Raw genomic sequence first — 26204 nt, 5'->3', positions numbered from 1 at the left:
GGATTCATCATGTCAACAGATACCGTGTTGTATAAACGATCCTATGTATTTTCATTCGTTATCCGTTTATGTCACTGGTTACGCGCCTTTGCAATCTTTGGTCTAGTGATCACAGGCTTTTATATTGCTTGGCCATTTTTGGTTGCTCCAAATAGTACCAATGTCCTTGAACAAGGCTGGATTCGATTAGCACATGAGGTGTTAGGCTTCATTTTGATAGCTGTTACACTGATTCGTGTTTATTTATTCTTTTTCAGTCGCAGTAACGTTGAACGACGCTCGGTTAAAGATATTGTTAGCCCGAAAAGCTGGATTCAACAGATTAAAGCCTATTTTTGGATGGGTAATGCACCACACCATGGCGCTTATGGACCATTGCAACTTATGGTTTATGCAGGTATTTCTGTCGCTGCAATCTTCATGTGTGTGACTGGCTTAACGCTATATGCTAATGTATACCACTTAGGTATTGGCGGCATGATGTGGGAACCTGCTCAATGGGTCGCATACGCGATGGGCGGGTTAGATGAAGTGCGTAAATGGCACCATTATATTACTTGGGCATTCATTATTTTTGTGTTGATCCACGTATATATGGTTATTTGGACAGGGATCCGCTTCCGTAACGGTTCTGCTGATGCCATTATGTCTGGCTACGATTACCATCCAGTAAACGTAAAAAAAGCAGATAACGGCAATCATCCAGTCCAGCATCATGCTCACCACAATAGTCATTCAAAAAATAAAGGCCACTAGCGCAAATGAAGATATTGCTGCTTGGTATTGGCAATGTCTTGTACGCCGACGAAGGAGTCGGCGTACATTTCGTCAATTATCTCACAGAAAACTACCGCTTTACGCATCCCGACCATCAGATTGATCTTATTGATGGCGGGACGCTAGCGCATTGTCTTATTCCTACGTTAACGCAATATGATCATTTAATTGTGGTTGATACGGTTAACGCCGCAGATGTGGATGCTGGCGAAGTGTATTTCTTTGACTTCGACAAAGCCCCTGCCGAAATTGATTGGCAAGGTAGTGCTCACGAGGTTGAGATGCTACAAACACTTATCATGATGGAGTTGGTTGGTGATCGTCCAAAAACGTATGTTTTAGGCGTAACGCCAACAGTGTTAGAGCCGATGCATATGGGTCTAACCTCTAAAATTCATGCAGCAATACCGGTAATGGAATCTGCATTACTCAATCACCTTTCCGCATTAGATATCCACTGCGAAAAAGTGAATAACATCGATATAAATAGCTTAATTCCAACAGCTTATAAGCGAGGCGTTGAACAATGAAATTAATTCAATTTTCTTTTACCTGTTCACGCCCTGTGCCTTTTTATGCCCAATTATGTAACGATTATTTGGCTAACCAAACGTTAGAAATTACCATTGGTTATGATAAAAACCGTTACTTAATTGAAGCCGTTGGTACTCAACCACAGCTTGAAGCATTAGCAGATCAAATAGCAAAAGACTTCTTATTGTCTATTTGGTTGGTTGATTCAACGGTTAAAGAAATTCGCCACCGTGAAGGTCGTGTTGTTCCTTTGCTCACCTCACCGCATCATTTGCCATTTTGCAGTTACTGCGAACCAGCATTAGGTGATAATCAATCAGAGCTGTTTGGCGAAATTTCTATCGCATGCTCACATTGTCATGGTGAAACATCTGTTGAGGCATCAGTCGACTATAAGCAGATCCAGCAATGGGCTGAAGCGGTAATAAAAACCGGTCATGTGACTTTTAGCTTACCGTTGGCGAATAATCACCAGCATGAGTTTCATTTAAGTCGTGGCCCAATTGCGACTACTCGTAACCAGCGTCAACAAGTGATTATTTGTAATCCTAATAATGTACCGATGCATTTTATTGTGCCGTCGCTGCATGTGTTAGCATTATCAAGTTTAGAAAAACCACGGGTTACAGTACGTGCAAAACAGCATCATGCCCAGCTTGATCAACCCTTGTATGATCTCTGTTTCAGCTACAATCGTATCTTAACGGTATTAACAGAAATACTGCGAGTACGCGGTATTGATTATCTACACATTGAAACTAATCACCAACAACCTTTAATTGCCCGTATTAATAAAGGTTGGAGTCAGGTTTGCAGTGATCCCGTCACCCACCCATTAGTGCCTTTTAAATCGGTTGAGCCTTTACATGATCAAGCCTGTATCAATGGTTTAAACGCCTATTGGAGCAAGCGTCGAATTCGGTTTGATTACCAGCCTAATCACTCCAATGATGCCCCTGCGCATACACTGCCTATTTGTGCTCTACATGGCGGTATGCTGGAATCAGGTGTCGGTCGTCATAGTGCGGCGATTTATTTTGGTCGCTATTGCGCAGGTGAAATTGTTAGCCAAGATAAATTCACTCGTACTGATACTTTCTTGGTAATGCCAAACCTGCCACGTTCTGGCTCTGAGATGATCGCTACATTAGCTGCGGGTGAACAGGCTGAAGTATTAGCTAAATTTAAGCATCAAATTCCCGTTAGTTATAACGCACTCAACAAGTTAGTGTTAAACGAGTGCAATGATCAGCTATCAGGTTTATTTGCGCTTGCTGCGATAATATTAGGCCTATCAAAATCAAGCCAAGATAATGTCCAATATCTTAATGATGCGCTGATCGCTAAATCACTGCAGAATGCCGATAATAAAGGCCATCGTGTCGATTTCTCATTAGATATGGTTGATAGTAAACGCACTATTGATTGGGCAAAAATGGTCGGCAGTTTAATGAGTTTCTGCTTAGTGGTTGATGAAGTCGATTATGACAAACTCGCTTTTGGCATTATGGATTCTCTGGCTGACTATATTGCTAATTGGATTGAGCGTATGGACGAAACCACTGGCATTAAAGCTGTTACCCTTGCTGGTAGTGATTTTGCCAATGAAGTGCTGGCTGATCGCATCTGCTTACGAGTGGGTAAAAACTTCCCTATCGTGGTTAATCGAAAACTAGAACTTGATGGTAGCAACCTCAGCGCTGGTGCATTGTTCTTAAAAATGCGTCGTCGTTAATCCATTATCACCACCATTATTTAAAGCCCAGTATGAGTTAAAAATGTATAACAAATTACTGGGCTTTATTATTTACGGCGATTGTAGATACGTCAGTGCTTTACAGGCTTTATTACCATTACTTAGCATCAACAAGTTTCTATACTGACAAGCTTCAAACCAATCCGTACCATGTAGATCTAATGCCTCCGCTTCAAATATATCTAAATTAATATTATCCGCACTCGCATATTGATAAAGTTCTATCTTTTCGTCATGCCATTTTCCTTCCCAGCCATCAGTCGCACCAATAGCGAGATAATTCAGATGGCGATGCTTTTCAAAACCGGCCTGTACAGCTTGATCAATTTCTAATTGGATAGGCTCTTTATTAACCCCCATTGCAGGGCCAGTTAGCATAACCAATGCTGCTGCCATTAATATATTTTTCAAAGTGATTCCTCGTATTAAAATATGACTAACTGCTAAACAAGATTGAACTAACCTTTTTTATGCTGATAATGCTGAAACAATTCTTGCCATACTTTACCAGGCACTCCCGATCCAATAATTTGGCCATCAATGCTGATCACAGGCTTTAACTCTTCAATGGAATTTGACACCCAGACCTCATCAGCATTTTTCAACATTGCTGGGCTTGGAGCCAACTCATAGACCTGATAGTTAAGTTTTTCCGCAATCTGAAGGATAATATGACGCGTAATTCCAGGTAAAATGTTATCAACTGGAGGCGTATAGATCAGGTTATCTTTCACCATAAATAAATTGCTGCTTGCGGCTTCTACAACCACCCCATCTCGTACAAATAAAGCCTCATTTTCAGCTAAATCATTACAATATAACTGCTGATATGCCAATACATTAGCCAGTAAACTGGTCGCTTTAATATGGCAATTTTGCCAACGTTTATCGGGCTGTAATGTAGCAGCACAACCTTGATATTCCATCGTTACGGTTGGTGTAAAAGGAGTAGCGAAAATCAATACTGTTGGCTCTGATACAACAGGGAATCGATGCTTTCGAGAAGCTTCAACGCCTCGCGTTACCTGAATATAGAGCATCTGTGCCGCTTCACGTGTCGTCAATACTGTACGAGATATGGCGCGCCAATCACTCAGCGTATAAGGCGATGTAATCCCAATCGCCGTTAAGCCATTCAGTAATCGTTGTAAATGAAGATCCCCTCCCAGCATTTTGCCGTTATATACCGGTATCACTTCATAAAGACTATCCCCAAATAAAAAGCCGCGATCAAACGGTGATATTGCGACCTCAGTGATTGGCATATACTTTCCATTAAAGAACGCCAACTGGTTATTATTCTGTTTTGTCATAGCCCTACTCGTTTCAACTATCTAATTAGTGCAGGTTATGGGAAAATTATAGGATCAACAAACGACTTCTGGTTACCCAATCATGATAAACAGTCATACTAAGCTGCGATATCAACGCCTTCCTGCTCAACAATCTATTCGCGTTTTTGAAGCAGCAGCACGACACTTAAACTTTACGCTTGCGGCTGAAGAGTTGGCGATGACTCAAAGTGGGATCAGCAAACAGATAAAAGCACTTGAAAGCTTTCTCAATACATCGCTGTTTATTCGCAAAGGGCAAAAAATTTATTTAACTGATATGGGACGGTTATTTTACGACCGCTGTGTCGAAGCATTGGATTGCCTACAACATGCCGTTGATGAGATCCAAGGTCAAACAGGACAATTGCGATTACAGGCTCCACCAACATTCGCATGTCGCTGGCTGATCCCTCGCATGGAACAACTACACAATAGTTTGCCTAAACTATCATTGCATATCGAAACAACGTGGCTACGCTCTATCCATGATCATATTCAAGCTGAGACAAATCAATTAGTTATTCATGCTTGTATCAACTATCCCTTTAATAACTTACATGCTGAACTACTTCGAAAAGAATCACTGTTTGTCATGGTCTCCCCTAGTTATATGGCTCGTCATGGTGACATTGATTGCGCTAAAGATTTAATTGGAAAAACGCTCATTCACACTCGCGTTGATGGACATATTCATTGGGAAGCTTGGGCTAAAGCAATGGGAGAAGAGGCTTTAGATACCAGTAAGGGCTATGAATTCGAAACATTAGACATGGCACTTTCCGCGGCAGAAAACGGTTTAGGCGTATTAGTTTGCGACTTATTATTTGCGCTTAATGCATTACGTAATGGTCGCCTTGTCATTCCGTTTAAAATGCCAATAGTAACTGGATTGTGTTATTTATTACTACGCCACCTAAATAGCAGTTATCAGCCATTACAACAGAATTATCGCCAGTGGTTACAACAACAAATTCATCAAGATAACCAAGACATGGCCGAATACCTCACGGAGCTAGGTTTTGATAATCAAGATCAGCGTAAAGGTATTTGATGTTTATATTTAAACCATCACCGATATAAATAAATAAGTAATAACTTATCATTCTACCTTTAGTATATAACGTCATAAACACTATATATAACACATCCTCAACAAAAATAATTCTTATTAATTCAATAATCTAACTGGATTAGTAAGAATTATTTCATTTCTTTACTTTTTATTAAAAATAAATCGTGTAACATTTTATGTGTCATTTGTTATACAAATAAATTATTAATATCATTTTAAAGGATATCTTCATATGAAAATAAAACCTCTATTATTATCAATAATTACTGCGCTATCATTTAATGCTTATGCATATAATGACACCCAATCATACCCAATAGAACATAACGCAAATTCTATATCCAGCTCACAATCAACTATTAATTATATTGCTCATCATTTGTTAATTAACGTGAATATTAAACAAAACTTTAATGAAAAAACAAAAGAAAAAAAACAGATCGTTGATATAATATTAAAAAATAATGGGGATAAACCTATCCCGATTAGTGACTGGTCTATTTATTTTGGAATAAGACGAGATATTCAAGATACCGTCAATAATGGATTCATTATAAAACAACAGCTTGGTGACATGAAAACCTTAACCCCGATAGCAAATAGTAAACCTATTAAAGCGGGTGAATCTCGTGTAATTACACTGAGTAGTAATTATTTTATTATTTCTAATTCAGCTATTTTACCTAACTGGTATGTTAGCTCAAGTAAAACAAAACCCATTATTATTGATAGCACCAAATTTGACGACCCAATTTTTGTTAAACCGTTCACATCAAACATTCAATTAAAACGTTCACCACAAGATATTATTCCTTTAGCTACTCCTAAGACTCGATTTGAGCAATATAAAACAAATTCAGATCAAAACTTAAATGACTTTGCAATCACACCAACACCTAAATCTATTATCCCCCAGCAAGGAAAGACAACTATTGATAATAGTTGGTCTATTGTATATACAGAAAAAAATAAACATCAATCACTTGCATTGTATAATGCGTTACGTAATGAACTATCAACCGCTAATACTCCAACGTTAACTAATGCAGCAATATCACCTCAAACTAAAGTAATTCGATTAATTGATCATGACGTTGGAAAAGAAGCCTACACACTTAATATTAATAATAATTATATCGATTTAACAGGCAAAGATGCTGGCTTATTTTATGCCCAAACAAGTTTGCTTAGTCTAATAAAACAACATGGTAATACATTACCCAATGTTATAATTAATGATAAGCCTAGAAAGCCATACCGTGGTTTTCTATTAGAAGTTGCGCGTAATTTCTATACTAAAGACACCATTTTTCGATTACTTGATCAAATGTCGACATACAAAATGAATGTCCTCCATTTACACCTTTCTGATGACGAAAGTTGGCGGCTTGAAATACCCACTCTTTCAGAGCTCACAGAGTTTGGTGCAACGCAATGTCATGATATATCAGAAACCAAGTGTTTAATGCCCGTACTAGGCGCTGGCCCTGATAAAAAAACGCAATATTATAGCGTGGAAGATTATAAAGACATATTGAGATACGCTAATGAGCGTCATATTACAGTCATTCCTGAATTTGACATGCCAGGCCATGCACGTGCTGCTATTTATGCAATGGAGTCACGTTATCGAAAATTGAAAGCAGAGGGTAAAATAAACCAAGCACAACAATATCGCCTTTTAGATCCGTTAGATACCACTCAATATAAGTCTGTTCAACTATATTCAAATAACGCCATTAATGTTTGTTTAGATTCAACGTACAATTTTGTTGATACTTTGCTTACCCAAATGCAAAAAATTCATGCTGATATTCAGCCGCTCAAAACTATTCATTTAGGCGGCGATGAAATAGCAGGTGCTTGGGTTAACTCCCCTGCATGTAAGAAACTCATATCAGACAACAAACACCTTAACTCAACCGAACAACTTGGCGAGTATTTTTTCAATAAGGTTACTCAAATATCAACCCAGCATAAACTTGAATTACATGCCTACGGTGATGCTTTCGATCATAAAAACCAGACGATAAAAATCAAAGGCAACCTTGTAGCGCAAGTCTGGAATAGTATATGGGAATGGCAATCAGGTGGGCGAGCAAATCGGCTTGTTAATGCCGGATACGATGTCATATTAAGTAACGCACCTTATTTATATTTAGATCAGCCACAAGAAGCCTCACCACAAGAACGGGGCAACCCTTGGGCGACTCGGTTTATTAATACCGAAAAAGTATTTAGTTTCACGCCAACAGATGTTTATAAGAATATTGATATATTCCAAAATGGTACAAAAATAACCAATAAAGACATTACTAATGGCTCTCTTGGCTCGTTACCACCGCTAAAGCCAGCAGCAGCAAAACATATTTTAGGTATTGAAGCGGCAGTCTTTGGTGAAACTATCCGCACAGATGAGCAATTAGAATATATGATTTACCCTCGCCTAATTGCGGTAGCTGAACGTGCTTGGCATGAAGATAATTGGGAAAAAATTGAAAATAAGGCGCAACGCAATAAAGCAAAGCACACCGCTTGGGAGGAGTTTGCTAATCGCTTAGGTAAAAAAGAACTGTTACTAATGGATAACTATCATAACCATGGAAATAGCATTCACTACCGATTGCCCATGGTCGGCGCTAAAGTGGTTAACGGCAAACTCATTGCAAATACTGAATATCCGGCGGTGAAAATCCAGTATTCAATGGACAACGGCAGCCACTGGCTTGACTATTCAACCCCCGTAAAAATCTCCCATGATAAAAAAGTCTTACTGCGTACATCTTCAAGCAACAATCGTTATAGTCGAGTCACACAACTCGATATAGGCCAAGAATAACAATCATTAAATGATAATAGCTCCATACATTTAAGGTAATGGAGCTGTTTTATATTAGCCTTACTATTGTTATTACTGCTGGAAGCAATACCTCATAACTTGTAGCTGTAACAAAACATTCAATAATTACCACACATACATTCCTATTAGGTTGATAGCCTGCGGTTTCCATCATCCGCAATCAACCTAGAGAAGCCTGTTTGCATGACCCATTTCGCGATTCTACTCGTTATATTTTCATCACTTCTGCATGCTGGCTGGAATATTTTAGGTAAGAAAAATACGGGCTCAAGCTTGGCATTTGCTCTTGCCGCCAGCAGTACAATCTCACTGCTGCTGTTGCCCTATCTCATTTGGTTTTTATCGACTATCGGCATCAATAGCCTTCCCGCTAATTTCTGGTATCTCGCTATATTAACGGGTATCGCGCAAACGGTTTATATCATGGCATTGGTCACTGCCTATCAATATGCAGATATCGGGGTTATTTACCCGATGATCAGAGCACTCCCGGTATTGATGGTCGCGATTGCAACAACCCTACTCGGTCAACCATCAACGTGGTTACAATGGCTTGGGTTTGGATTAATCACTATTGGATGTGTTGTTATTCCATTGCAGCGCTTTAATCAATTCAATATCAGGGCTTATTTCAATAAAGGGATGTTTTGGTCACTGATCGCTGCCCTGGGAACAACGGCTTATTCAGTTATTGATAAATCAGCCCTGACGATTGTCACTCACATCGCCGATCCTATTTTAGCCAATCAATATAGCGCGCTATTTTATTTAGGGATCCAATTTATGATGATGTTGCCACCACTACTGGTTTGCTGCTGTTATAACCGCAATCTTGAACCCATTATTCAAGCATGGCAGATTAAATACAGTGCTGGCCTCGCTGGAATTATTATGGGCATTACCTATTGCTTAGTGCTACTCGCGATGACAACCACCGCCAATGTCAGCATGGTGGTCGCCTTACGCCAGATCAGTATTGTTTTTGGGCTGATTATGGGGGTGCTGTTTTTAGGTGAGAAATGGTATTTAACCCGCACAATTGGCGTAAGTCTTATCCTTTTAGGGCTTATAGCGTCATTGGGGTGAGGGCTTAAAAATGGAAGAATGAATACTTTTTGATGTTAAACCCCATTGCAGTATAGCTATGGGGCTTTTTCTTATTAAGATCTAGCCGAAATGCATTTTACGATGACAATTGGGGCATATAGCTTGCACATTATCAAGTGAGTCCTGACCACCTTGAGACAATGGCTTAATATGATGGACTTCTAAATAAGGATCACCATTCGATTTTTTCATAAATGGCGCTGGCTGATGGCAAGCTTCGCAATTTCCTTTCGCTCGATATAAAGCCTCGGCGACTATATCTGGATTGCGAGTATAATCTTCAACATACCTTAATACTTTTTTAGGTTTGTTATTAGCTGCTGCTAATATTCTTTGTTGTCGTTTAGCTGATGTTGTAGTGAGTGAATCCCCTACAGCCATATCAAATTTGTTTTTATATTCAGCTTGTATTTCTGTTACTAATCCAAGCTCACTAATATCTAATTCTTTCAAAGAAACAAATTTTATGTAGGTTTTTTTCTGTTGATTATCAAAGATTTCAATTAGACCTATATGTACATTTCTTAATTTCTTGTTGGCTGATTTACTAATAACAAATAATGGTATTTTAGCGTCATAACAATTTTTAAGAGCTTGGATCTCATTCTGATCGTGGGAGCCATTTCGTTTCGTCGACGGAAAATCGTAATTAATACCTTTTTCTGAAAAATCATCGTCGTAATCTTTGCCAGTATGCAAAATACTTACAGCAACACCCGCATCATCAGAAACAATACCTTTGGTTAGTGCAGTATTAACCCATACCCCTGCGGCCCCACTATAAATACCTAAATCTCTTAATTGGCCAGCGGTAACATCAATTGCAATATCCACATACGTTATTGCATTAAATAACTTTTTACGACGTTCTATTTCTTGTTTTATAGATAAGTTATTCACAGTCCCTCCAGCAATAATTTATCCACTGAGTATTTACTCAATAGATATCTTTTCGTGCAGGATTCTATTACTCAACTAGTGGAGTATCACGCTTAACCTATTGAAAACGTGATGTGCATCATAATGAATGTGAAACTAATCTTAAATATCTGTCATTTTATAATTAAGCGATTAATTTTTAATAATAAATGACGAAATAAAACTGGGATCTTAAGGTAGTAATAGCATTGGTTATTCTTCGTCATCTCGGAAGTAAGGGACGAGCTATCCGTGATCTATTCGCCGCGTGTTTGAGCATTACAGATACCAGCTAAAATACTAACTCCACAACGCGTGGACAATAGATTCCCTATCTCGTTCGTAACCTCACTGTAGGGAATGACGGGTTAAAAAAAGGCCATACCTGCATTAACAGGTATGGCCTTTTTTAGCGGTAGTCGCTGTCTATGCGTCTTGACTTTGCTCTACTTCTAACTGCATTAGCATTAAGTCTTCACCATCCAATACATGGGTGCGATTACTATGGCAGTGCTGACAGATAATACTGCGCTCGTTATGAATGGTTTCCTGCCCACATTCAAGGCAGGATAATACCAGCGGCTGAATGTGCATCTCAAACTCAGCATCATGGCAAATACCTTCAAGCTTAAAAGTCTGAAAAGCGGTTTCAAGTAACGCAGGTTCTACCCCACTTAAAATACCGACTTTAATGGTCACCCGAGTGACTTTATTGGCATCGTTATCACGAGCATGTTGTTCGCATTGTTCAATCAATGCGCCAACAATGGAATACTCGTGCATTAACAGATCCTCGGTAACAATTCGCCTTGTGGAAGATCTAAATAACGACGACTGCCCCAACCGCTAGTTAAAATAACGCGACCAGCATGATCACTATTAACTGAACCAATCACAGTCGCATTTTCACAGGCTGCAAAAGCTTCAAGTACCTCTAATGCCTTTTGCGCTTGCGCTTGTGGCAGTGCAATAATGAAGGTGCCTTCGTTAGCTAAATCAAACGGTTCAAAACCGTATAATTCACATAAGCCGCGCACTTCTTCACTCACAGGTACATCATCTTCAACAAGGTTAATGCCAACATCAGACGCTTGTGCCCATTCGTTTAATACTGCTGATAAACCACCACGGGTTGCATCACGCATCGCATGAATATCAAGCCCCGCAGCAATCAATGCCTCAACCGCTGGCCACAAAGTATTACAGTCACTGATAAGCTCAGACTCAAGAGTTAGGCCTTCACGTGCCATTAAAATTGCTGCGCCATGACGACCGACATCACGCGAGACAATAATCGCATCACCATCAGCAAGGTTACGTACTGAAATACCGGTTTGGATGATTTTGCCAACACCAGTGGTATTAATGAAAATACCGTCAGCACACCCTTTTGGCACGACTTTGGTATCGCCACAAACGATTTTAGCCCCAGAGATACTTAATTCGTTAGCCATGCTATCAACGATGGTTTTAAGCTTACCGATCTCAAACCCTTCTTCGATAATTACGCTACAACTTAAATATTGTGGTTGCGCGCCCATCATTGCTAAGTCATTAACCGTGCCTGCAATGGCTAATTTACCAATATTACCACCCGCAAAAAATAATGGTGATACTGTAAATGAGTCAGTGGTAAAGGCTGTTTTACCTTCAAGGGTTAATACTGCGGCATCTTCTTCACTACGCAGGATGGCATTATCAAAGGCTTTAAAGAATAAGCCTTTAATCAGCTTATTCATTTCCTGACCACCACCACCGTGGCTTAGTTGAATCGATTTTGTAGTCGATAATGCAGAAAAATCTTGTTCACTCATTTCACACCTCGGTAACGGAAATACGCATTACACGCACCTTCTGAACTCACCATGCAGCTGCCAAGTGGCGTTTGTGGCGTACAACCACGACCAAAGACTTTACAATCTTTTGGTTTTGCTAAACCACGAAGAATATCACCACATTGACAGGCTTTATGATCATCAATAGGTGTCATTGGCAAACAATCAGCAAATTTAATTTCAGCATCACGATGACGATATTTTTCATTCAGTTGCAATGCTGAATTCGCTATAGGGCCTAAACCACGCCAGCGGAAACTATCACGGATATCAAAACAACGCTTTACTGCCGCTTGTGCAACCGTATTGCCTTCTTCAGTTACAGCACGAGTATATTGCACATCAAGTTCAGCAATACCAGCGACTCTTTGTTTGGTTAAGCGCAGAATAGATTCCATCACATCAACGGGTTCAAAACCGGCAACAACCACGGGGGTCTGGTACTTTTCAACTACCGAGCGATAAATTTTAGCGCCTTCAATAACACTCACGTGCGAAGGACCAATAAACGCATTTACCTTAACCGCAGGATCAGCCATAACCACATCAATCGCTGGTGGCACCAGCACATGGTTGATATGGAAATAAAGGTTATTAACCTGACGCTGTTCCGCCAATTCAATCAAAATAGCCGTCATTGGGGTTGATGTTTCAAAACCAATCGCAAAGAAAACCACGTCTTTATTCGGGTTATCAAGCGCAATGGTTAAACAATCAAGCGGATCATAGATTGGTCGAATATCACAACCTTGAGCACGATATTGCGCCAAGCTACCTTTTGAGCCTGGTACACGGATCATATCGCCCAATGTCACTAAAATGACATTCGGTTGACAGGCTAACGCCGCAGCATGATCGATTCGCTCTTTCGGCATTACACATACAGGACAGCCAGGTCCGTGAATAAAATCAATATTATCTGGCAATAACTGCTTTAAACCATACTTCATAATGGTATGTGTATGACCGCCACACACTTCCATTACCTGCATTGGCTCAGGTAAATCAACCGCAAGTTGCTTAATTTGTTCTGCTAAATTTAAGACTGTATCGGCATCACGAAAGCCCTCATACAGTTTTTTCAAATCAAAACTCATATTGGTAGTGGCCCTGATTCATCCATAATAAACTGATACATTTCAAGACTTTCTTGTGCATCTTTATCATTGATTCGGCTCATTACGAAACCAATATGAATCAATACATACTCACCCACCACCAGCTCATCCATTAATAAATGGCAACTTACGCGGCGTTTAACACCCATGGTATCAACAGTGACAGTATTATCTTCGTGAACTTCAACAACCTGAGATGGAATAGATAAACACATAATTACGCTTCCTGTGGACGCAGATTAGCCGTTAGCCAATTAACCAAAGGCGCAAAGGTTGCTTCATCTTTAGTAGATAATGTAATCACTTCTACCTCAGGATTAAGTTTTTTAAGTTGTGCTTTAGCTTCATCAATACTGAAATCAAAATATGGCAGTAAATCGCATTTGGTAATCAATACCAAATCTGCACGACGGAACATTACTGGATATTTTTCAATTTTATCATCGCCTTCAGGCACAGAAACTAAGACGATATTTTTATGAGTACCAACATCATAACTAGCAGGACAAACTAAATTACCGACGTTTTCAACAAAGCAAATATCAAGTTTTGCGAGTTCAACGTGATGTAATGCGCCATGAACCATAAAGGCATCAAGGTGACAAGCAGAGCCTGTTTGAATTTGGTAAGCATCGATACCGTGTGCTTTTAGACGATCAGCATCACGCGATGTTTCTAAGTCACCTTCAATTACTGCATATTTTAAATCAGTATGCTGGTGCAAATGCTCAAGTAATGTCGTTTTACCGCTACCAGGGCTGCTCATCAAATTAAATGCAGTCACACCTTGTGCTTCAAAATGGGCACGATTATGTGCAGCTTCCACATCATTTTTATCAAGAATTTTATGAATCACTGATAATGTTTTTTTATCATTTAATTGTGGATTAGCTTGTAATTGATGATGGTGATAATGATCACCTCTCGGTAATGAACAACCGCAATCTTGGCACATATGAACTCCAACAGAAGGGACTTTTATCTATATTTATGGCTCAACCATGAGCATAAAATATCAGATAAAATTATAGAGGACTCAGTTCAGGTTATTAAACACTCAAATTCTGAGAATTATGAGTATTGATTATCTATGCTTTGAGGGGATAATGCAATTTGTGTGATAATTTATTTTACGGATCATTAGATTGATATTATATATATACCGTCCTTCCCGACTAACTGGTAAAATAGAAACTTCTATAATTCAGTTTAGCTTCAGGCTTAATGACACTGATCTGACATAACAGTAGATCAGTGCGCGTATGTTATGTCGTAAGCACTTCAAGATTATCATGCTGAGACTCGCTAACGATGCTCTCTCAAGCTTTCTTGAATAGTAACGTTATTCATTGAACAAAAGAGAAACCATAATGCATACAAAAACACCTAGTTTAAAAACCAAGCTTCTTAAAGTCGCAGCTCCTGTCGCTTTAGCTTGTGCATTTGCAGCAGCACCAACAGTGGCAATGGCTAAAGATGCTCCAACTACTGTGCCTATGGTGTCGTCTCATCAAATCACTGCTGAACAACAACATGTTGCTAGTGAAATTGGTAAAATCCAACAAGAGCTTGCTGCTATTCGTGTAAAAACACTAAAAGCAAACCCTCAACTAATCACTGAGATGAAAGCTTACGAAACTGCATTTAACAATAAAGTTAAAGCATTGGGTTACCAACCTGAGAAGTTAATCAAACGTGCTCAAGAAATTCAAGTTGAAGCAACGAAGAAAGAACTCTCAAATGACAAGCGTACCGAGTTAGTAAAAGAATTTACAACTATCCGTACTACGCTTGAGAAGCAGCAACGCACTATCTTGAACGATCCTGCAATTAGCAAGCAAGACAAGCAAGTACAAGATGATGTTATTAATGCAATGAAGAAGCAAGATTCAAAAACTGCTGATCTACTTAAGCAACTAGATCAACTTGTAATGCAGTTTAAAAAATAATTGCCATTGAGAATATTCTCTTTGTAGCCAATAAAAAAGGATAATCAATTGATTATCCTTTTTTGTATCTGATAAATTAAACAATGGCTATTACAACTTAACCGCTTGATTTTTATTTAGTAATCGCATGCCATTAATGATTTTTGCAAACCACACGACGATCGCAACAATAGCAATAGCACCACCAATGAAAGGTAATACATTCAATATCTTATCAAGAATATCACTATGAACCCAGTACTCTGCCCCTGCAATCATGCCCGTTGTTGTTGCAGCAGATACGCCTAACACTACAAAAAAAGTTAAAAACAAAAAGAAGCTACGAATAATAGTGTAATAATGGCTATAAGCTATTTCATCAGTGCCTTTATCCAGTTTATAACCGGCATAAATAATGGCGATAATCCCTGATAATAATAAAGTAAACGGGGTTAGAAAGCTGGCAATATAAGCAAACCAAATACCCTTTTTATGTTCTTCCGTCATCGTATTGATCCGAATAATTAAGCAATTAATATGCTAATTATCACAGGTATTTGTACGAGTTCAAGTTTCGCTCTAAATTACGATGATCGGGATCAACTTATCTATAATGGCCGTCGCTAGAGTCTGCTATAACGCCCTAAACGAACACATGCCTGCGATTAATCAACAGGCATGAGAGGGGGAATTATCTCGTCGCTACAATCTATAAGCTATTTATAATTTATCTTCTGGTGTTTCAATTTCAGAACCATCTTTAATTCGGCGGTGACCTTGTTCTAAGTGAACAAAATCAACTAAGTCATCACCACTGACTTGAAACGCTTTACCAAACCCCTTCACAAATAATCCTTGGGTTGGGGCTAAACGGAATAAGACAAAATCCTCTAAGCCACTGAGCCCATCAATAATCTCACCAAAACGGCTACGCAAAGCCGCAACCGCTAACGGCCAACATTCACTATTACGATCAACAACACTAACATCTGCTTCAAAGGTTAACCGCTTACGGGCATAAAGGGTTTTAGCAGTCGTTTCGTCCTCAATCATCATCAATGAGACCTGAGGATTTTCAAGTAAATTACGTGCATGTTTAGCAATTTGACTAATTAACACGTAATAACCATCCTCAAGTAATGCAAACGGCGCATAACTCACATTGGGTTTACCATTAATATCGACCGTGGCGAGTTGCAGTGTTAAGCATCCCTCACGAAATTCCTTAATCTCTGGTCCTAAACGGTTTTGTAATCGCTCTTGTTTTACTTCACTCATTTTATTTCCCTTAAATGCTGACTAACATTCTACTTTCATATGTTGTTATTATATTTTTAGCTGACTACTGTTATTAACTCACTAAGAGTTTTAACTGCTGGAACTTTTCAATTTGCTCAGGATATAAATTACGTTGTTTATCTCGTCCTAAATAAACTTTAAATACACACTCACCTTGCGCTGCAAAAAAACCGATAAAATAGCTTTCTTGGCCCATAAAAGGCTTACTCACTAACGCAATATGCTCGACAAGATCTAAGCGTAAATGACCATGTAATTCACCTTCTTTACCCATTAAATTATAGTAACCGCGTGCTAACTTGCCTTTGGGAAAAGGCGCTTTAACCTCAAAAATAGATCCCATTGAATGCACAATCGTTGTTACTGGCCCCCAGCTTGGTAGTGCCTCAGCAATAGTTTGTGCTAAGTTACCAGCCATAGGGAAAACCAATTCTGATGGTAGTGATAACACCACCTCACCTTCTGTTACCTGCAATTGTTCAGCAATCGCTCCGGCATGAAGTTGCTCATTTTGTTGCAATATTTCTGCAACCCTAGTTTTTAATTCATCGTGGGTATAACGAGTAAACACAGTTATCATCCTTTTGGTTACAATTAGCACATCTATTTAGTTTACACACGGCTGCGGTTGAGCTTTTACAACCGCGGTAGTTATTACTTGAATCAATGCTTGCGCAAGCGTTACAGACCAAAATTGTCCCGCTAACGTTAAATTCAAATAGCGGTGGCTTCCTTGTTGTTCTAATACTACAAAACCATTTTTTTGCCATTGCTGAAATAACGGTAAGCAATAACTAAACAATGACCATCCTGCTTGTTTATCTAACTCTTTCGCGATGATGACTCCCCGATCAAACCCTGCTTTAATAGCGGTATTAATCGCAGCATTTGTCGCCGATTTGACCATCATTGCAAATGGAACACGCTGATTACTCACATCATCCATATAGCGTTCAAGTTTACGATGCTGCATAAAGCCATAACCACCGACATTACCGCCAGCTCCAGCACCAAGCGGTAAAACCTCTGCGGTTGTTTTCGCTAAGCTGTTATAACAACTCCGTTCACGATTATCCCGCGCCCAGTGATTAACACTTAAGCGGCGTAAATGATGCTTTGCCATATAATCAACGCCAATCTCAAACATTGAAGCTTTGGTCATAGTATCAGCAGGTTCTGGTAAACGACCTTGTTCGACCATTTTCCCCATTGGGGTATTACCCATTTCAATAAGCTGATATAAATCAACGCCATGAGCACCTGAATCAAGAAAATCGTCTAGATCCTGCTGCCACACATCAATACTTTGATAAGGCAGGCCGTAAAGTAAATCAATCACAATCGGAGCTTGATCAGTCGCGGCTAATTCACTAATACGTTTAAGTACCACATCTCTATCATCTAACCGTTTGGCTTGGCGGCGCACTTGAGTATCAAAACTCTGAACCCCAAACGAAAAACGATTAAATCCACCTTCAAGTGCCGATTCAAACATTTCATCGCTAAACCGATTAATACGCCCTTCTAGCGTCAGCTCACAATCAGTTGCCAACGGAAAGTATTGGCGAATCATGGTACCAAGTTGCTTAATTTGCGCTGCAGTTAAGTCTGTCGGTGTACCACCACCAATATACACAGCTTGAAAAGGGGCTGCTTGGGTCCAGGGTTGAGCCGCTTTATATTTAAGCTCAACCATTAATGCCGCAAAATAATCATCAATTAGACGCTGGCTCGATGCATATTCAAAAAAACTGCAATAGGTGCAACGTACTCGACAAAATGGAATATGAACATATAAACACCGCTTATTTAAAGGTGGCGTCGTAAGTTGCAATACTTGCTTCGCTAATGGCTGTATTTGCTCACTCGCAATTGGAGCATGACCACTGCCACCAGCATGTGCTGATAATTTACGTCGAAAACCAAACCGCAATGGATCTGGCGTATTTTCACCAAGAATATCGCTTTCAAAAACAGACGTATCCAATATAGCGGGTACATTAACGGGCAATATTAATTGTTCGGCATTTATCATCTTAAATGGCTATGTTCACTAGCCCCTCTTAAGTAACTTGTAATTAAGTATTTCGATCAGGTTGGCGGCAAATCGATACTAACCACATTATTTATGATTGTTTGCTGTCACTTTCTAAACTTTTTATCACAAAACATCAGCGTAAAAGTGGTACATCGCCACTTCTATCAATGATTATAAATGTCATTTAACAGCATGATATTTTGCATTGAATAATATTGCAAATGATAATTGATATTATTCGCATTTCGTGGATAATGAGTAAAAAAAGCTATCGTGACAAAAACAAAGTCATTAACCACATGAAATTATTAACAAAACAAACAACAAGCAACGGAGGCGTTATTTTGCATCAACTTTCAATCACTACTGACAACGTTCTTTGCTGCTTAGTTTTAGGTAAGCATAGTGAATACTAAACGTTACGTAGCCGCTGGAGCGGTATCACTATTGGTGCACAGTATGTTTCTTGCTGCTATGCCAACAAAAGATCCAATAACACTCACTATGGGGACAGATACCCCACGGGTTAGTTTAACATTTGCAGCCATACCACCAGCGGTAGTTGACACCCCTCCGCCAACAGCAAAACCCACGATGCCTACAGTGTCAACACCGGTAAAGACCCCTGTTGTCTCTACAATGAAACGCTTAGCAAAAACCAATACCACCCATAAAGTCGTCACTAAAAAAGCACCAACACCACCGAAAAAAATAACGAAAACCGCGAAATCAACAGCAACAGTCACCAAGAAAAAACACGTTACACCGAAGAAAACGAAAACCCAACAATCACAACCTATAGCTAACAAAATAACGCATAAAGAAAAAAAACCATTAAAAGCGACAAAAACCATTACTAATCAATTAAATAAAAAAACATTAGCAACGACTTCTACTGCCGGAGCGCAAACGTTGCAATTAGTATCGAAACCGACTTTTGCAACTCGCCCAGGCGCGGTTAATTACCCTAAATTAGCCAAGCGCCGAGGTATAGAAGGCCAAGTGCTGATTGAAGTTTGGATTGGTACTGAAGGACAACAGTTAAAACAAAAACTGATCAAATCATCTGGTGCCCATATTCTGGATAAAGCGGCTCTCACCGCGATCAAGAAGTGGCACTTTTCTGCTCACATTGTTAACGGTAAGGCGATTGCCCACCGAGTACAAATCCCTGTACGTTTTAAATTGGATTAAACATGACTGTTATTGACAACCTCACTCAACAATTTGGCCTTATGACATGGCCACTGCTCGCCTGCTCTGCACTAACGGTCATGATTTTAGTCGAGCGTTTAATACAGGTTCTGTTATGTACTGGCGTTGGAAAAACCAAGGTCACGGCATTACTTGAACAGCAGAATAGGCATGATGATCGTGCGCTTGATCAATTAGCAGAACAACTCAAGCACCAACGACCATTATTATGTAAAGGCATTGCCATGCTGATCTCTCATCGCCATTTCACAAAACCTTTACGAGAAGATGCCGCAGGTATTTGGTTGCTTCAGAAACGTCAGCAATTACGCTCAGGATTACGATTACTCAGCTTAATTGGTGTTATTAGTCCTTTACTTGGCCTACTTGGAACCGTACTTGGTTTAATTGAAATGTTTAAAGGCATTGCACTGTCTACTGGTTCTGTTACACCCAGTGATCTTGCTGATGGCCTAGGTTTAGCAATGCGCACTACTGCTGCTGGACTGATTATTGCGCTGCCAGCCATTACTGGCTCACAATTATTAGGGCTATGGGCAGATAGCATCATGGCAAAACTTGAACACAGTTTAAATCGCTGCAATTTATGGCTGGAAGGAATGAATCTTGATGCGGGTAATGGCCCAGTGAAACCGTGTGATACCTGTGAGGAAAATCCCGCTTACAACGGTACCTCAGCATGATAAGCATTAATAATAGTCATCAGAATAGTGATGAATTAAACCCAGATTTAACGCCGTTATTAGATATTATTTTTATTGTGATGGTGTTTTTATTACTTACCGCGACCGTAAAAATTAAAGCGTTAGATGTGGAACTGCCACAAACCGCCACCAAGATATTACAAACAACCAAGGCCGATCCGATTACGATAAATCTCGTTGCAAATGAACCTTATTGGGCATTACAAGGCCAATCAGTTAGCACTTGGGATAGCTTTAATCAGCAGTTATTAACAGAAGTAAAAACGCACCCCAATAAACCCGTTGTGATTGGTGCTGATAAAAAAGCCTCAGTAGAACAAATGCTCAAACTATTAGCTTTCCTACAAAAAAATGACATTAAAGCCACTCAACTATTAATGGAAGATCAACAATAATGGACCGTCAAAACTCTCTTTTAATCACACCTTCTTGGCGTCAAATTTCTCGAAAAGTACTCTTTACAGCAACCCTATTAATGACAGCTTCAAGTGTATTATCACCAATGGCACATGCTCAAGCTACTCCAGACTCGTCTCGTATCATTAGTGCTGGCGCTGCAATTACTGAGATTATTAACGCCTTAGGTGCTAAGCAACAATTGATAGCAGTGGATGTCACCAGTAAAACATTGGTTGCTGATGCGATCCCTAAAGTGGGCTATCACCGTCAACTTTCAGCGGAGAGTTTGATTGCGTTAGCACCAACAAGAATCATTGGCTCAGATGAAATGGGTCCACCAAAGACATTAACCTTGCTAAAACAATCAGGGATTGAGGTTGATATTGTTAATGGTGGTGAAACTGTCAATGATTTATTCCATCGCATCGATCAAGTAGCAACCTTAACTCAGCATCAACAACAAGCGCAGCAGCTTAAGCAACAAATCACAACCACCGTCGACAATATTAAGCAACACAACTTACACCAAACACAACCCAAGAAAGTGTTGTTCTTAATGATTCACGATGGTCGCCCAATCAGTGTTGCGGGTAAAAACACTACCGCAGACAGTATTATTACTTTAGCGGGTGCGATTAACCCTGCAGCAACCGTAGTGACAAATTACAAACCGGTATCGACTGAAGCTATTCTACAGATGCAACCCGACATTATTTTATTGAGTAGTCGCACTACAGCATCGATTAAAAATATGGCACAGCTAGTGAAAAAGATGCCGGTGTTAGCGGCGACCCCTGCTGCGAAAAATAATGCTATTGCTGTCATTGACGGTACCGCATTAATTGGTGGTTTAGGTATTCACAGTATTAATGAAGCCATGCGCCTCAATCGCGTTTTTTACCCACAGTCGTAATCTGAGATAAATGTCACCATGAATGTCACTCGTATTTCCCCGCCTGTCATTTACGCGATCAGTATGGGCTCGCTGTTATTTGCGCTACTAAGCTCAATTGCGATTGGTCCAATGGACATTAGCTATAAAGACAGCTTTATTGCCCTATTACCTGGCGAGCACCAACTCGCCGCCCACGTTGATTTAGTGATTCACCAGATACGCTTACCACGGACACTATTATGCATTGCTATTGGTGCAATATTGGCTATTTGTGGTGCGGTCCTACAAGGACTATTTCGTAACCCTCTTGCCGATCCAGGTATTATTGGTATTTCTGGCGGCGCAGGACTTGGGGCTGCTTTTGCGATCATTTTATTTGCACCATTGATGGCTCAATACCCATTATTAATGAATATTGGCGCAGTACCCTTTTTTGCCTTTTTAGGCGGGGCCATCAGTACCTATTTGGTCTATCACCTTGGCACCGATAAAAACGGGACTTCTGTGGTCGTCATGTTACTGGCTGGTGTTGCGATTGGGGCAATTTCAGGTGCAGGATTAGGATTACTGAATTATATTGCGGATGACCAAGCCCTACGTGATTTTTCTTTATGGTCAATGGGATCTCTCGCAGGCGCAACTTGGCCTAATATTGGCTTAGCTTTTATGAGTCTGATAGTGATTTATTATTATTGTTACCGCCAAGCCAATGCACTCAATGCGTTTTTATTGGGCGAAGCTGAAGCTCGTCATATGGGCGTTAATGTTCAACACCTCAAACGCAGTTTAATTATTGTGTGTGCCGCAGGTGTAGGGATCACGGTGGCGATTACAGGCCCGATTGGCTTTATAGGGCTGGTGATCCCTCATTTAGGTCGTATGATTTCAGGGCCAAACCATAGAACATTATTACCAATTTCCGCTATTTTAGGCGCTTTAATACTGCTCGTCGCAGATATGATCGCTCGTAGTGCCTTTGCACCACAAGAACTTCCGGTGGGTATTATTACTGCTATCTTAGGCGCACCATTTTTCATCTATTTACTTAATAAGCAAAAAGGCAGAATCGCATGACGGCGACATTCTCACACTCGACGGCGATTACAGCACGCAACTTACAGCTCACATTAGCCGATAAAGTATTATTAGATAACTTCAGTATTGATATTAAAGCGGGTGAAGTCACTGCGCTTTTAGGCCCTAATGGAGCAGGTAAAAGTACCCTTCTCAAAATATTATGTGGTGAAATGACCCCTGAAAGCGGTGATGTGGCATTTTTCGATCGTGATATTAATGAGTGGCAACGCGCAGAACTAGCACGCCATTTAGGTATATTACCGCAACATAGCTCACTCTCTTTTGCTTTTACATGTAAAGAAGTGGTCGAGCTTGGCACCATGCCTCTTTGCTTATCACGTCAGGAAATAGATCATATAACCACCCAAACTATGCACAACACTGATGTTATTCATCTCTCTCAACGCTTATATCCAACCTTATCCGGCGGAGAAAAACAGCGGATCCATTTCGCGCGAGTATTAACGCAACTAAGCCAAGCTAATAACAAGTGTATCTTAATGTTAGATGAACCAACCTCAGCACTGGATTTAGCCCATCAACATAAAACGCTGCAAGCCGCACAGGCAATGGCTGCACAAGGTGCTGCGGTGATCGTAGTATTACATGATCTCAATTTAGCGGCGCAGTACGCTCAAAGAATGGTAATTATTCAACACGGGAAAATTCAAGCGGATGGTTCACCATGGCAAGCATTAGATCCAGCAGTGATTAATGCCGTCTATGGCTGGCAAGTTTCCGTTCACTCCCACCCTATTCATGGTTACCCTTACCTATTATCATCGTGTTAAAAAACAGCATCATTAATGAATCCATCAAGTAAATTTCAGTAACACGACGATAAATTTGCTGAAATTTACGTTTTTTTGTTGATAGCATCAAATAATTTAATCCAAAACAATAGAATCGTTGCACTACGCTCAACACTCAGTAAAATGTGAACGCAAGCGATTACACTTGAAAAATATGCAATAATTATAAAGCCGCAAAATAAATGCGGATTTTGGCGTTGAATACAATTAAAGTCTGTAATAGGCACTGAATCGGTGTCAAATTGAATAATTAACGAGATGCTTTACATAAGTAAGATGGATTTTATTAATCTCAGTGATTACTCAATTTGATACCACACTATTAGCTAGAAACGCCTCTAGCGCTCATTATTAGAAGAATAAATATGGCAACCATTAAAGATGTTGCACGTATGGCTGGGGTTTCAACCACAACAGTTTCACACGTGATCAATAAAACGCGCTTTGTAGCAGAAGCAACACAGAAAAAAGTACTTGCGGCAGTTGAAGACCTTAACTATGCACCAAGTGCTGTTGCGCGTAGTCTAAAATGTAATACCACCCGTACTATTGGCATGCTAGTAACAAAGTCGACCAACCCTTTTTTTGCTGAAGTTGTACATGGTGTTGAAGAGTATTGCTATCGTGAAGGCTACACCCTAATTTTATGTAATACCGAAGGGAATCTTTCTAAGCAACGCGATTACTTACGCATGCTTGCAGAAAAACGTGTCGATGGCTTATTAGTGATGTGTTCTGATCTTGACCAAAAATTATTGGATCTTCTTGAGCGCCAAAAAGACTTACCAATGGTGATTATGGATTGGGGCCCAGAGAGTCCACATACCGATAAAATTCAAGATAATGCAGAACAAGGTGGCTATATAGCGACCAAATACTTTATCGATCATGGTCATACTCTCATTGGTTGCTTATCTGGCCACAATGACAAGTCTACTTGTCGTGAGCGCCTAAAAGGCTTTAATAAAGCAATGGCAGAAGCAAACTTAGCGGTTAACGAAGACTGGATCCTTGAAGGTGACTTTGAGTGTGATTCAGCAGTAAAAGCCGCTGAGAAATATATTGCAATGACTGAACGCCCAACGGCTATTTTTTGCTTTAATGACATTATGGCAATGGCACTTATTAGTACGTTTGAACAAGCAGGATTACGTGTACCTGGTGATATTTCAATCATCGGTTATGACAACATTGATCTAGCACCTTACTTTGCGCCACCACTAACGACTATCCATCAACCAAAACGTCGTTTAGGCAAAACAGCTATTAAGATTTTAATGGAGCGCATGAAAGATAAAGATCACGAACGTCAAATTTTTGAAATGGCGCCGGCTATCGTCGAACGAAAATCTGTAAAAGATTTACGCTAATACCGTCAATTATTGATCAAGCCAATATTTATATTGGCTTTTTCACTCTATATAATAACTACTATTCTCACCGCTTTTAAAACGACCATTCCAACCAAAAAATACGAGCAATGTCACATATTCACCAGCTTTCGTTAATATTCAAACTTACCTTGTTCAAAGATCGAATATAATGATTCGTGTAAATACATATAATAGTAAGCAAAAGACTTACAGGCTATAAATAAACTTTCGATACTGATTATTTTATTTATAGAGGAATGCATGGATGATTTAAAGTAGTTAAATTTTCATGTAAATAGCTTTAATAATAAAGTAAATTTACGACTACTTTAATGTTAGCTGACACTCATTTATTCATCGAGTAGAAGTATGGACAAAGCAATATTAAAAAACTCATTAAAACTATTAGATCATTTAGGTAATGTAAAATCACGCTCAATGTTTGGTGGCTTTGGTATTTTCGCAGGCGAAGCAATGTTCGCACTAGTGGTTAATAATAAACTCCATCTACGAGCAAATTCAAAAACAGAAGAGGAATTTAAACAAGCGGGTTTAGAACCTTATATATATAAAAAACGTGGTTTCCCTGTAACAACGAAACACTATGCCATTCTTGATGAGTGGTGGGAACACCCTGAAAAAATAGTAGAACAAGCTAAATATTCACTTAAAGCAGCACAAGAAGACAAAAAAGCCAAAGAATGTTGTACTCCAGATAGAATTAAAGATTTACCTAATTTACGACTTTCAAATGAAAGAATGCTCAAGAAAATAGGTATTAAAACTATTGAACAGTTACATAATATTGGTGCACTCGAAGCTTATAAAGCGTTACAAAAAACACAAGAAACGACTTTAAGTATAGAGTTATTATGGGCACTAGAAGGTGCCATACATGGCCAACATTGGTCAGTAATACCTGAAAGCAGACGCAATGAACTGCTAGCAAAACTATAATAAATATATCCGTCAACTGGCTAAGTGACACTTAAGAATAAAGAGGCCTTGTGCCTCTTTAATTTATTCTAGAGCTGAATTTGTATTCGCCTACTAGCATTGTCATCTAAATTTAATCTTAATAAAATTGCATAATATTACTTATTTAAATATGCGTATTAATAAATAATCTAAATACCACAATAAAACATAATTT

Annotated in this window: 27 protein-coding genes; 15 read left to right on the top strand and 12 right to left on the bottom strand. The window is 39.5% G+C overall.

Translation table 11 applies throughout. The features are described from left to right. Nucleotides 1-9 precede the first annotated feature (9 nt). From cybH to PPBDW_RS06905, 3 genes are read left to right on the top strand one after another with little or no spacing between them, the layout of a single operon-like run. Nucleotides 10-756: a Ni/Fe-hydrogenase, b-type cytochrome subunit gene (cybH, locus tag PPBDW_RS06915; RefSeq protein WP_036794297.1), complete on the top strand. Its 747-nt coding sequence runs from the start codon at nt 10-12 to the stop codon at nt 754-756. A 5-nt stretch (nt 757-761) separates the two neighbouring features. After that, nucleotides 762-1307 carry a HyaD/HybD family hydrogenase maturation endopeptidase gene (locus tag PPBDW_RS06910; protein WP_036794296.1) on the top strand — a complete coding sequence of 182 codons (546 nt, stop codon included), beginning with the start codon at nt 762-764 and terminating at the stop codon, nt 1305-1307. Beyond that, nucleotides 1304-3046 carry a Kae1-like domain-containing protein gene (locus PPBDW_RS06905; protein ID WP_036794295.1) on the top strand — a complete coding sequence of 581 codons (1743 nt, stop codon included), beginning with the start codon at nt 1304-1306 and terminating at the stop codon, nt 3044-3046. Before PPBDW_RS06910 ends, PPBDW_RS06905 begins: the two co-directional genes overlap by 4 nt. Before the next feature lie 72 nt (nt 3047-3118). On the opposite strand, the gene PPBDW_RS06900 is transcribed toward PPBDW_RS06905, so the two are convergent. Both PPBDW_RS06900 and PPBDW_RS06895 read right to left on the bottom strand, forming a co-directional pair. Continuing rightward, on the bottom strand, nt 3119-3478 hold the full coding sequence (locus PPBDW_RS06900) for a hypothetical protein (protein ID WP_146145245.1): 360 nt from the start codon (nt 3476-3478) through the stop codon (nt 3119-3121). A 47-nt stretch (nt 3479-3525) separates the two neighbouring features. Continuing rightward, on the bottom strand, nt 3526-4380 hold the full coding sequence (locus tag PPBDW_RS06895) for an aminotransferase class IV (protein ID WP_054262006.1): 855 nt from the start codon (nt 4378-4380) through the stop codon (nt 3526-3528). 82 nt (nt 4381-4462) lie between these two features. Here PPBDW_RS06895 and PPBDW_RS06890 point away from each other — a divergent pair, with 82 nt between their 5' ends. The 3 genes from PPBDW_RS06890 (at nt 4463) to PPBDW_RS06880 (ending at nt 9419) form a co-directional block, all read left to right on the top strand. After that, nucleotides 4463-5452: a LysR substrate-binding domain-containing protein gene (locus PPBDW_RS06890; RefSeq protein WP_036794293.1), complete on the top strand. Its 990-nt coding sequence runs from the start codon at nt 4463-4465 to the stop codon at nt 5450-5452. A 253-nt stretch (nt 5453-5705) separates the two neighbouring features. Then, nucleotides 5706-8312 carry a family 20 glycosylhydrolase gene (locus PPBDW_RS06885; RefSeq protein ID WP_036794292.1) on the top strand — a complete coding sequence of 869 codons (2607 nt, stop codon included), beginning with the start codon at nt 5706-5708 and terminating at the stop codon, nt 8310-8312. A 204-nt stretch (nt 8313-8516) separates the two neighbouring features. Continuing rightward, nucleotides 8517-9419 carry an EamA family transporter gene (locus PPBDW_RS06880; RefSeq protein WP_036794291.1) on the top strand — a complete coding sequence of 301 codons (903 nt, stop codon included), beginning with the start codon at nt 8517-8519 and terminating at the stop codon, nt 9417-9419. An 81-nt stretch (nt 9420-9500) separates the two neighbouring features. Here PPBDW_RS06880 and PPBDW_RS22770 read toward each other — a convergent pair whose 3' ends face one another. The 6 genes from PPBDW_RS22770 to hypB form a co-directional block, all read right to left on the bottom strand. After that, on the bottom strand, nt 9501-10340 hold the full coding sequence (locus PPBDW_RS22770) for an HNH endonuclease (protein WP_054262005.1): 840 nt from the start codon (nt 10338-10340) through the stop codon (nt 9501-9503). A gap of 444 nt (nt 10341-10784) precedes the next feature. Next, nucleotides 10785-11141 (bottom strand): hydrogenase maturation nickel metallochaperone HypA, encoded by a 357-nt coding sequence (gene hypA, locus PPBDW_RS06870; protein ID WP_036794290.1) that lies wholly within the window; start codon nt 11139-11141, stop codon nt 10785-10787. Continuing rightward, the gene (gene hypE / locus PPBDW_RS06865) at nt 11141-12172 is read right to left on the bottom strand and encodes a hydrogenase expression/formation protein HypE (RefSeq protein WP_036794288.1); all 1032 of its coding nucleotides are present in this window, start codon (nt 12170-12172) and stop codon (nt 11141-11143) included. Before hypE ends, hypA begins: the two co-directional genes overlap by 1 nt. Beyond that, nucleotides 12169-13290, bottom strand: a complete 1122-nt coding sequence (gene hypD, locus PPBDW_RS06860; RefSeq protein WP_036794287.1) for a hydrogenase formation protein HypD — start codon at nt 13288-13290, stop codon at nt 12169-12171. The genes hypE and hypD overlap by 4 nt, the downstream gene beginning before the upstream one ends. Continuing rightward, nucleotides 13287-13526, bottom strand: coding sequence for a HypC/HybG/HupF family hydrogenase formation chaperone (locus tag PPBDW_RS06855; protein ID WP_036794286.1), 240 nt, complete (start codon nt 13524-13526; stop codon nt 13287-13289). The genes hypD and PPBDW_RS06855 overlap by 4 nt, the downstream gene beginning before the upstream one ends. Before the next feature lie 2 nt (nt 13527-13528). Further along, a complete protein-coding gene (gene hypB, locus PPBDW_RS06850) occupies nt 13529-14266 on the bottom strand; it encodes a hydrogenase nickel incorporation protein HypB (RefSeq protein ID WP_036794285.1) in 738 nt (245 codons plus the stop codon). Nucleotides 14267-14681: 415 nt separating this feature from the next. Here hypB and PPBDW_RS06845 point away from each other — a divergent pair, with 415 nt between their 5' ends. Next, a complete protein-coding gene (locus PPBDW_RS06845) occupies nt 14682-15260 on the top strand; it encodes a hypothetical protein (protein WP_036794284.1) in 579 nt (192 codons plus the stop codon). 90 nt (nt 15261-15350) lie between these two features. Here the strand turns inward: PPBDW_RS06845 and PPBDW_RS06840 are convergent, their stop codons facing one another. From PPBDW_RS06840 to hutW, 4 genes are all read right to left on the bottom strand, one after another. Continuing rightward, nucleotides 15351-15746 (bottom strand): hypothetical protein, encoded by a 396-nt coding sequence (locus tag PPBDW_RS06840; protein WP_036794283.1) that lies wholly within the window; start codon nt 15744-15746, stop codon nt 15351-15353. Nucleotides 15747-15959: 213 nt separating this feature from the next. Beyond that, the gene (gene hutZ / locus PPBDW_RS06835; RefSeq protein WP_036794282.1) at nt 15960-16517 is read right to left on the bottom strand and encodes a heme utilization protein HutZ; all 558 of its coding nucleotides are present in this window, start codon (nt 16515-16517) and stop codon (nt 15960-15962) included. Between the two features lie 73 nt (nt 16518-16590). After that, nucleotides 16591-17109: a heme utilization cystosolic carrier protein HutX gene (hutX, locus tag PPBDW_RS06830; RefSeq protein ID WP_036794281.1), complete on the bottom strand. Its 519-nt coding sequence runs from the start codon at nt 17107-17109 to the stop codon at nt 16591-16593. A gap of 36 nt (nt 17110-17145) precedes the next feature. Further along, nucleotides 17146-18573 carry a heme anaerobic degradation radical SAM methyltransferase ChuW/HutW gene (gene hutW / locus PPBDW_RS06825; RefSeq protein WP_082386818.1) on the bottom strand — a complete coding sequence of 476 codons (1428 nt, stop codon included), beginning with the start codon at nt 18571-18573 and terminating at the stop codon, nt 17146-17148. Nucleotides 18574-18981: 408 nt separating this feature from the next. On the opposite strand from hutW, the gene PPBDW_RS06820 reads away from it, so the two are divergent. From PPBDW_RS06820 to PPBDW_RS06785, 8 genes are all read left to right on the top strand, one after another. After that, complete coding sequence (locus tag PPBDW_RS06820; protein ID WP_036794280.1) at nt 18982-19770, top strand: energy transducer TonB; 789 nt, start codon at nt 18982-18984, stop codon at nt 19768-19770. A 2-nt stretch (nt 19771-19772) separates the two neighbouring features. Next, a complete protein-coding gene (locus PPBDW_RS06815; protein ID WP_036794278.1) occupies nt 19773-20474 on the top strand; it encodes a MotA/TolQ/ExbB proton channel family protein in 702 nt (233 codons plus the stop codon). Beyond that, the gene (locus tag PPBDW_RS06810; RefSeq protein WP_036794275.1) at nt 20471-20890 is read left to right on the top strand and encodes an ExbD/TolR family protein; all 420 of its coding nucleotides are present in this window, start codon (nt 20471-20473) and stop codon (nt 20888-20890) included. Before PPBDW_RS06815 ends, PPBDW_RS06810 begins: the two co-directional genes overlap by 4 nt. Then, nucleotides 20890-21807, top strand: coding sequence for a heme/hemin ABC transporter substrate-binding protein (locus PPBDW_RS06805; protein WP_419675034.1), 918 nt, complete (start codon nt 20890-20892; stop codon nt 21805-21807). The genes PPBDW_RS06810 and PPBDW_RS06805 overlap by 1 nt, the downstream gene beginning before the upstream one ends. A gap of 18 nt (nt 21808-21825) precedes the next feature. Continuing rightward, complete coding sequence (locus PPBDW_RS06800; protein WP_036794273.1) at nt 21826-22863, top strand: FecCD family ABC transporter permease; 1038 nt, start codon at nt 21826-21828, stop codon at nt 22861-22863. Next, nucleotides 22860-23657 (top strand): heme ABC transporter ATP-binding protein, encoded by a 798-nt coding sequence (locus PPBDW_RS06795; protein ID WP_036794271.1) that lies wholly within the window; start codon nt 22860-22862, stop codon nt 23655-23657. Before PPBDW_RS06800 ends, PPBDW_RS06795 begins: the two co-directional genes overlap by 4 nt. Nucleotides 23658-24043: 386 nt before the next feature. Beyond that, on the top strand, nt 24044-25048 hold the full coding sequence (purR, locus tag PPBDW_RS06790; RefSeq protein ID WP_036794269.1) for an HTH-type transcriptional repressor PurR: 1005 nt from the start codon (nt 24044-24046) through the stop codon (nt 25046-25048). A 372-nt stretch (nt 25049-25420) separates the two neighbouring features. Further along, nucleotides 25421-26008: a TfoX/Sxy family DNA transformation protein gene (locus tag PPBDW_RS06785; RefSeq protein WP_036794267.1), complete on the top strand. Its 588-nt coding sequence runs from the start codon at nt 25421-25423 to the stop codon at nt 26006-26008. Nucleotides 26009-26204 lie beyond the last annotated feature (196 nt).

It is taken from the genome of Photobacterium kishitanii, assembly GCF_000613045.3.
In the GTDB taxonomy this organism is placed as follows: Bacteria; Pseudomonadota; Gammaproteobacteria; order Enterobacterales; family Vibrionaceae; genus Photobacterium; species Photobacterium kishitanii.
The sequence above is the reverse complement of the archived record's forward strand: the minus strand, read 5'-3'. Positions and strand labels throughout refer to the sequence as shown.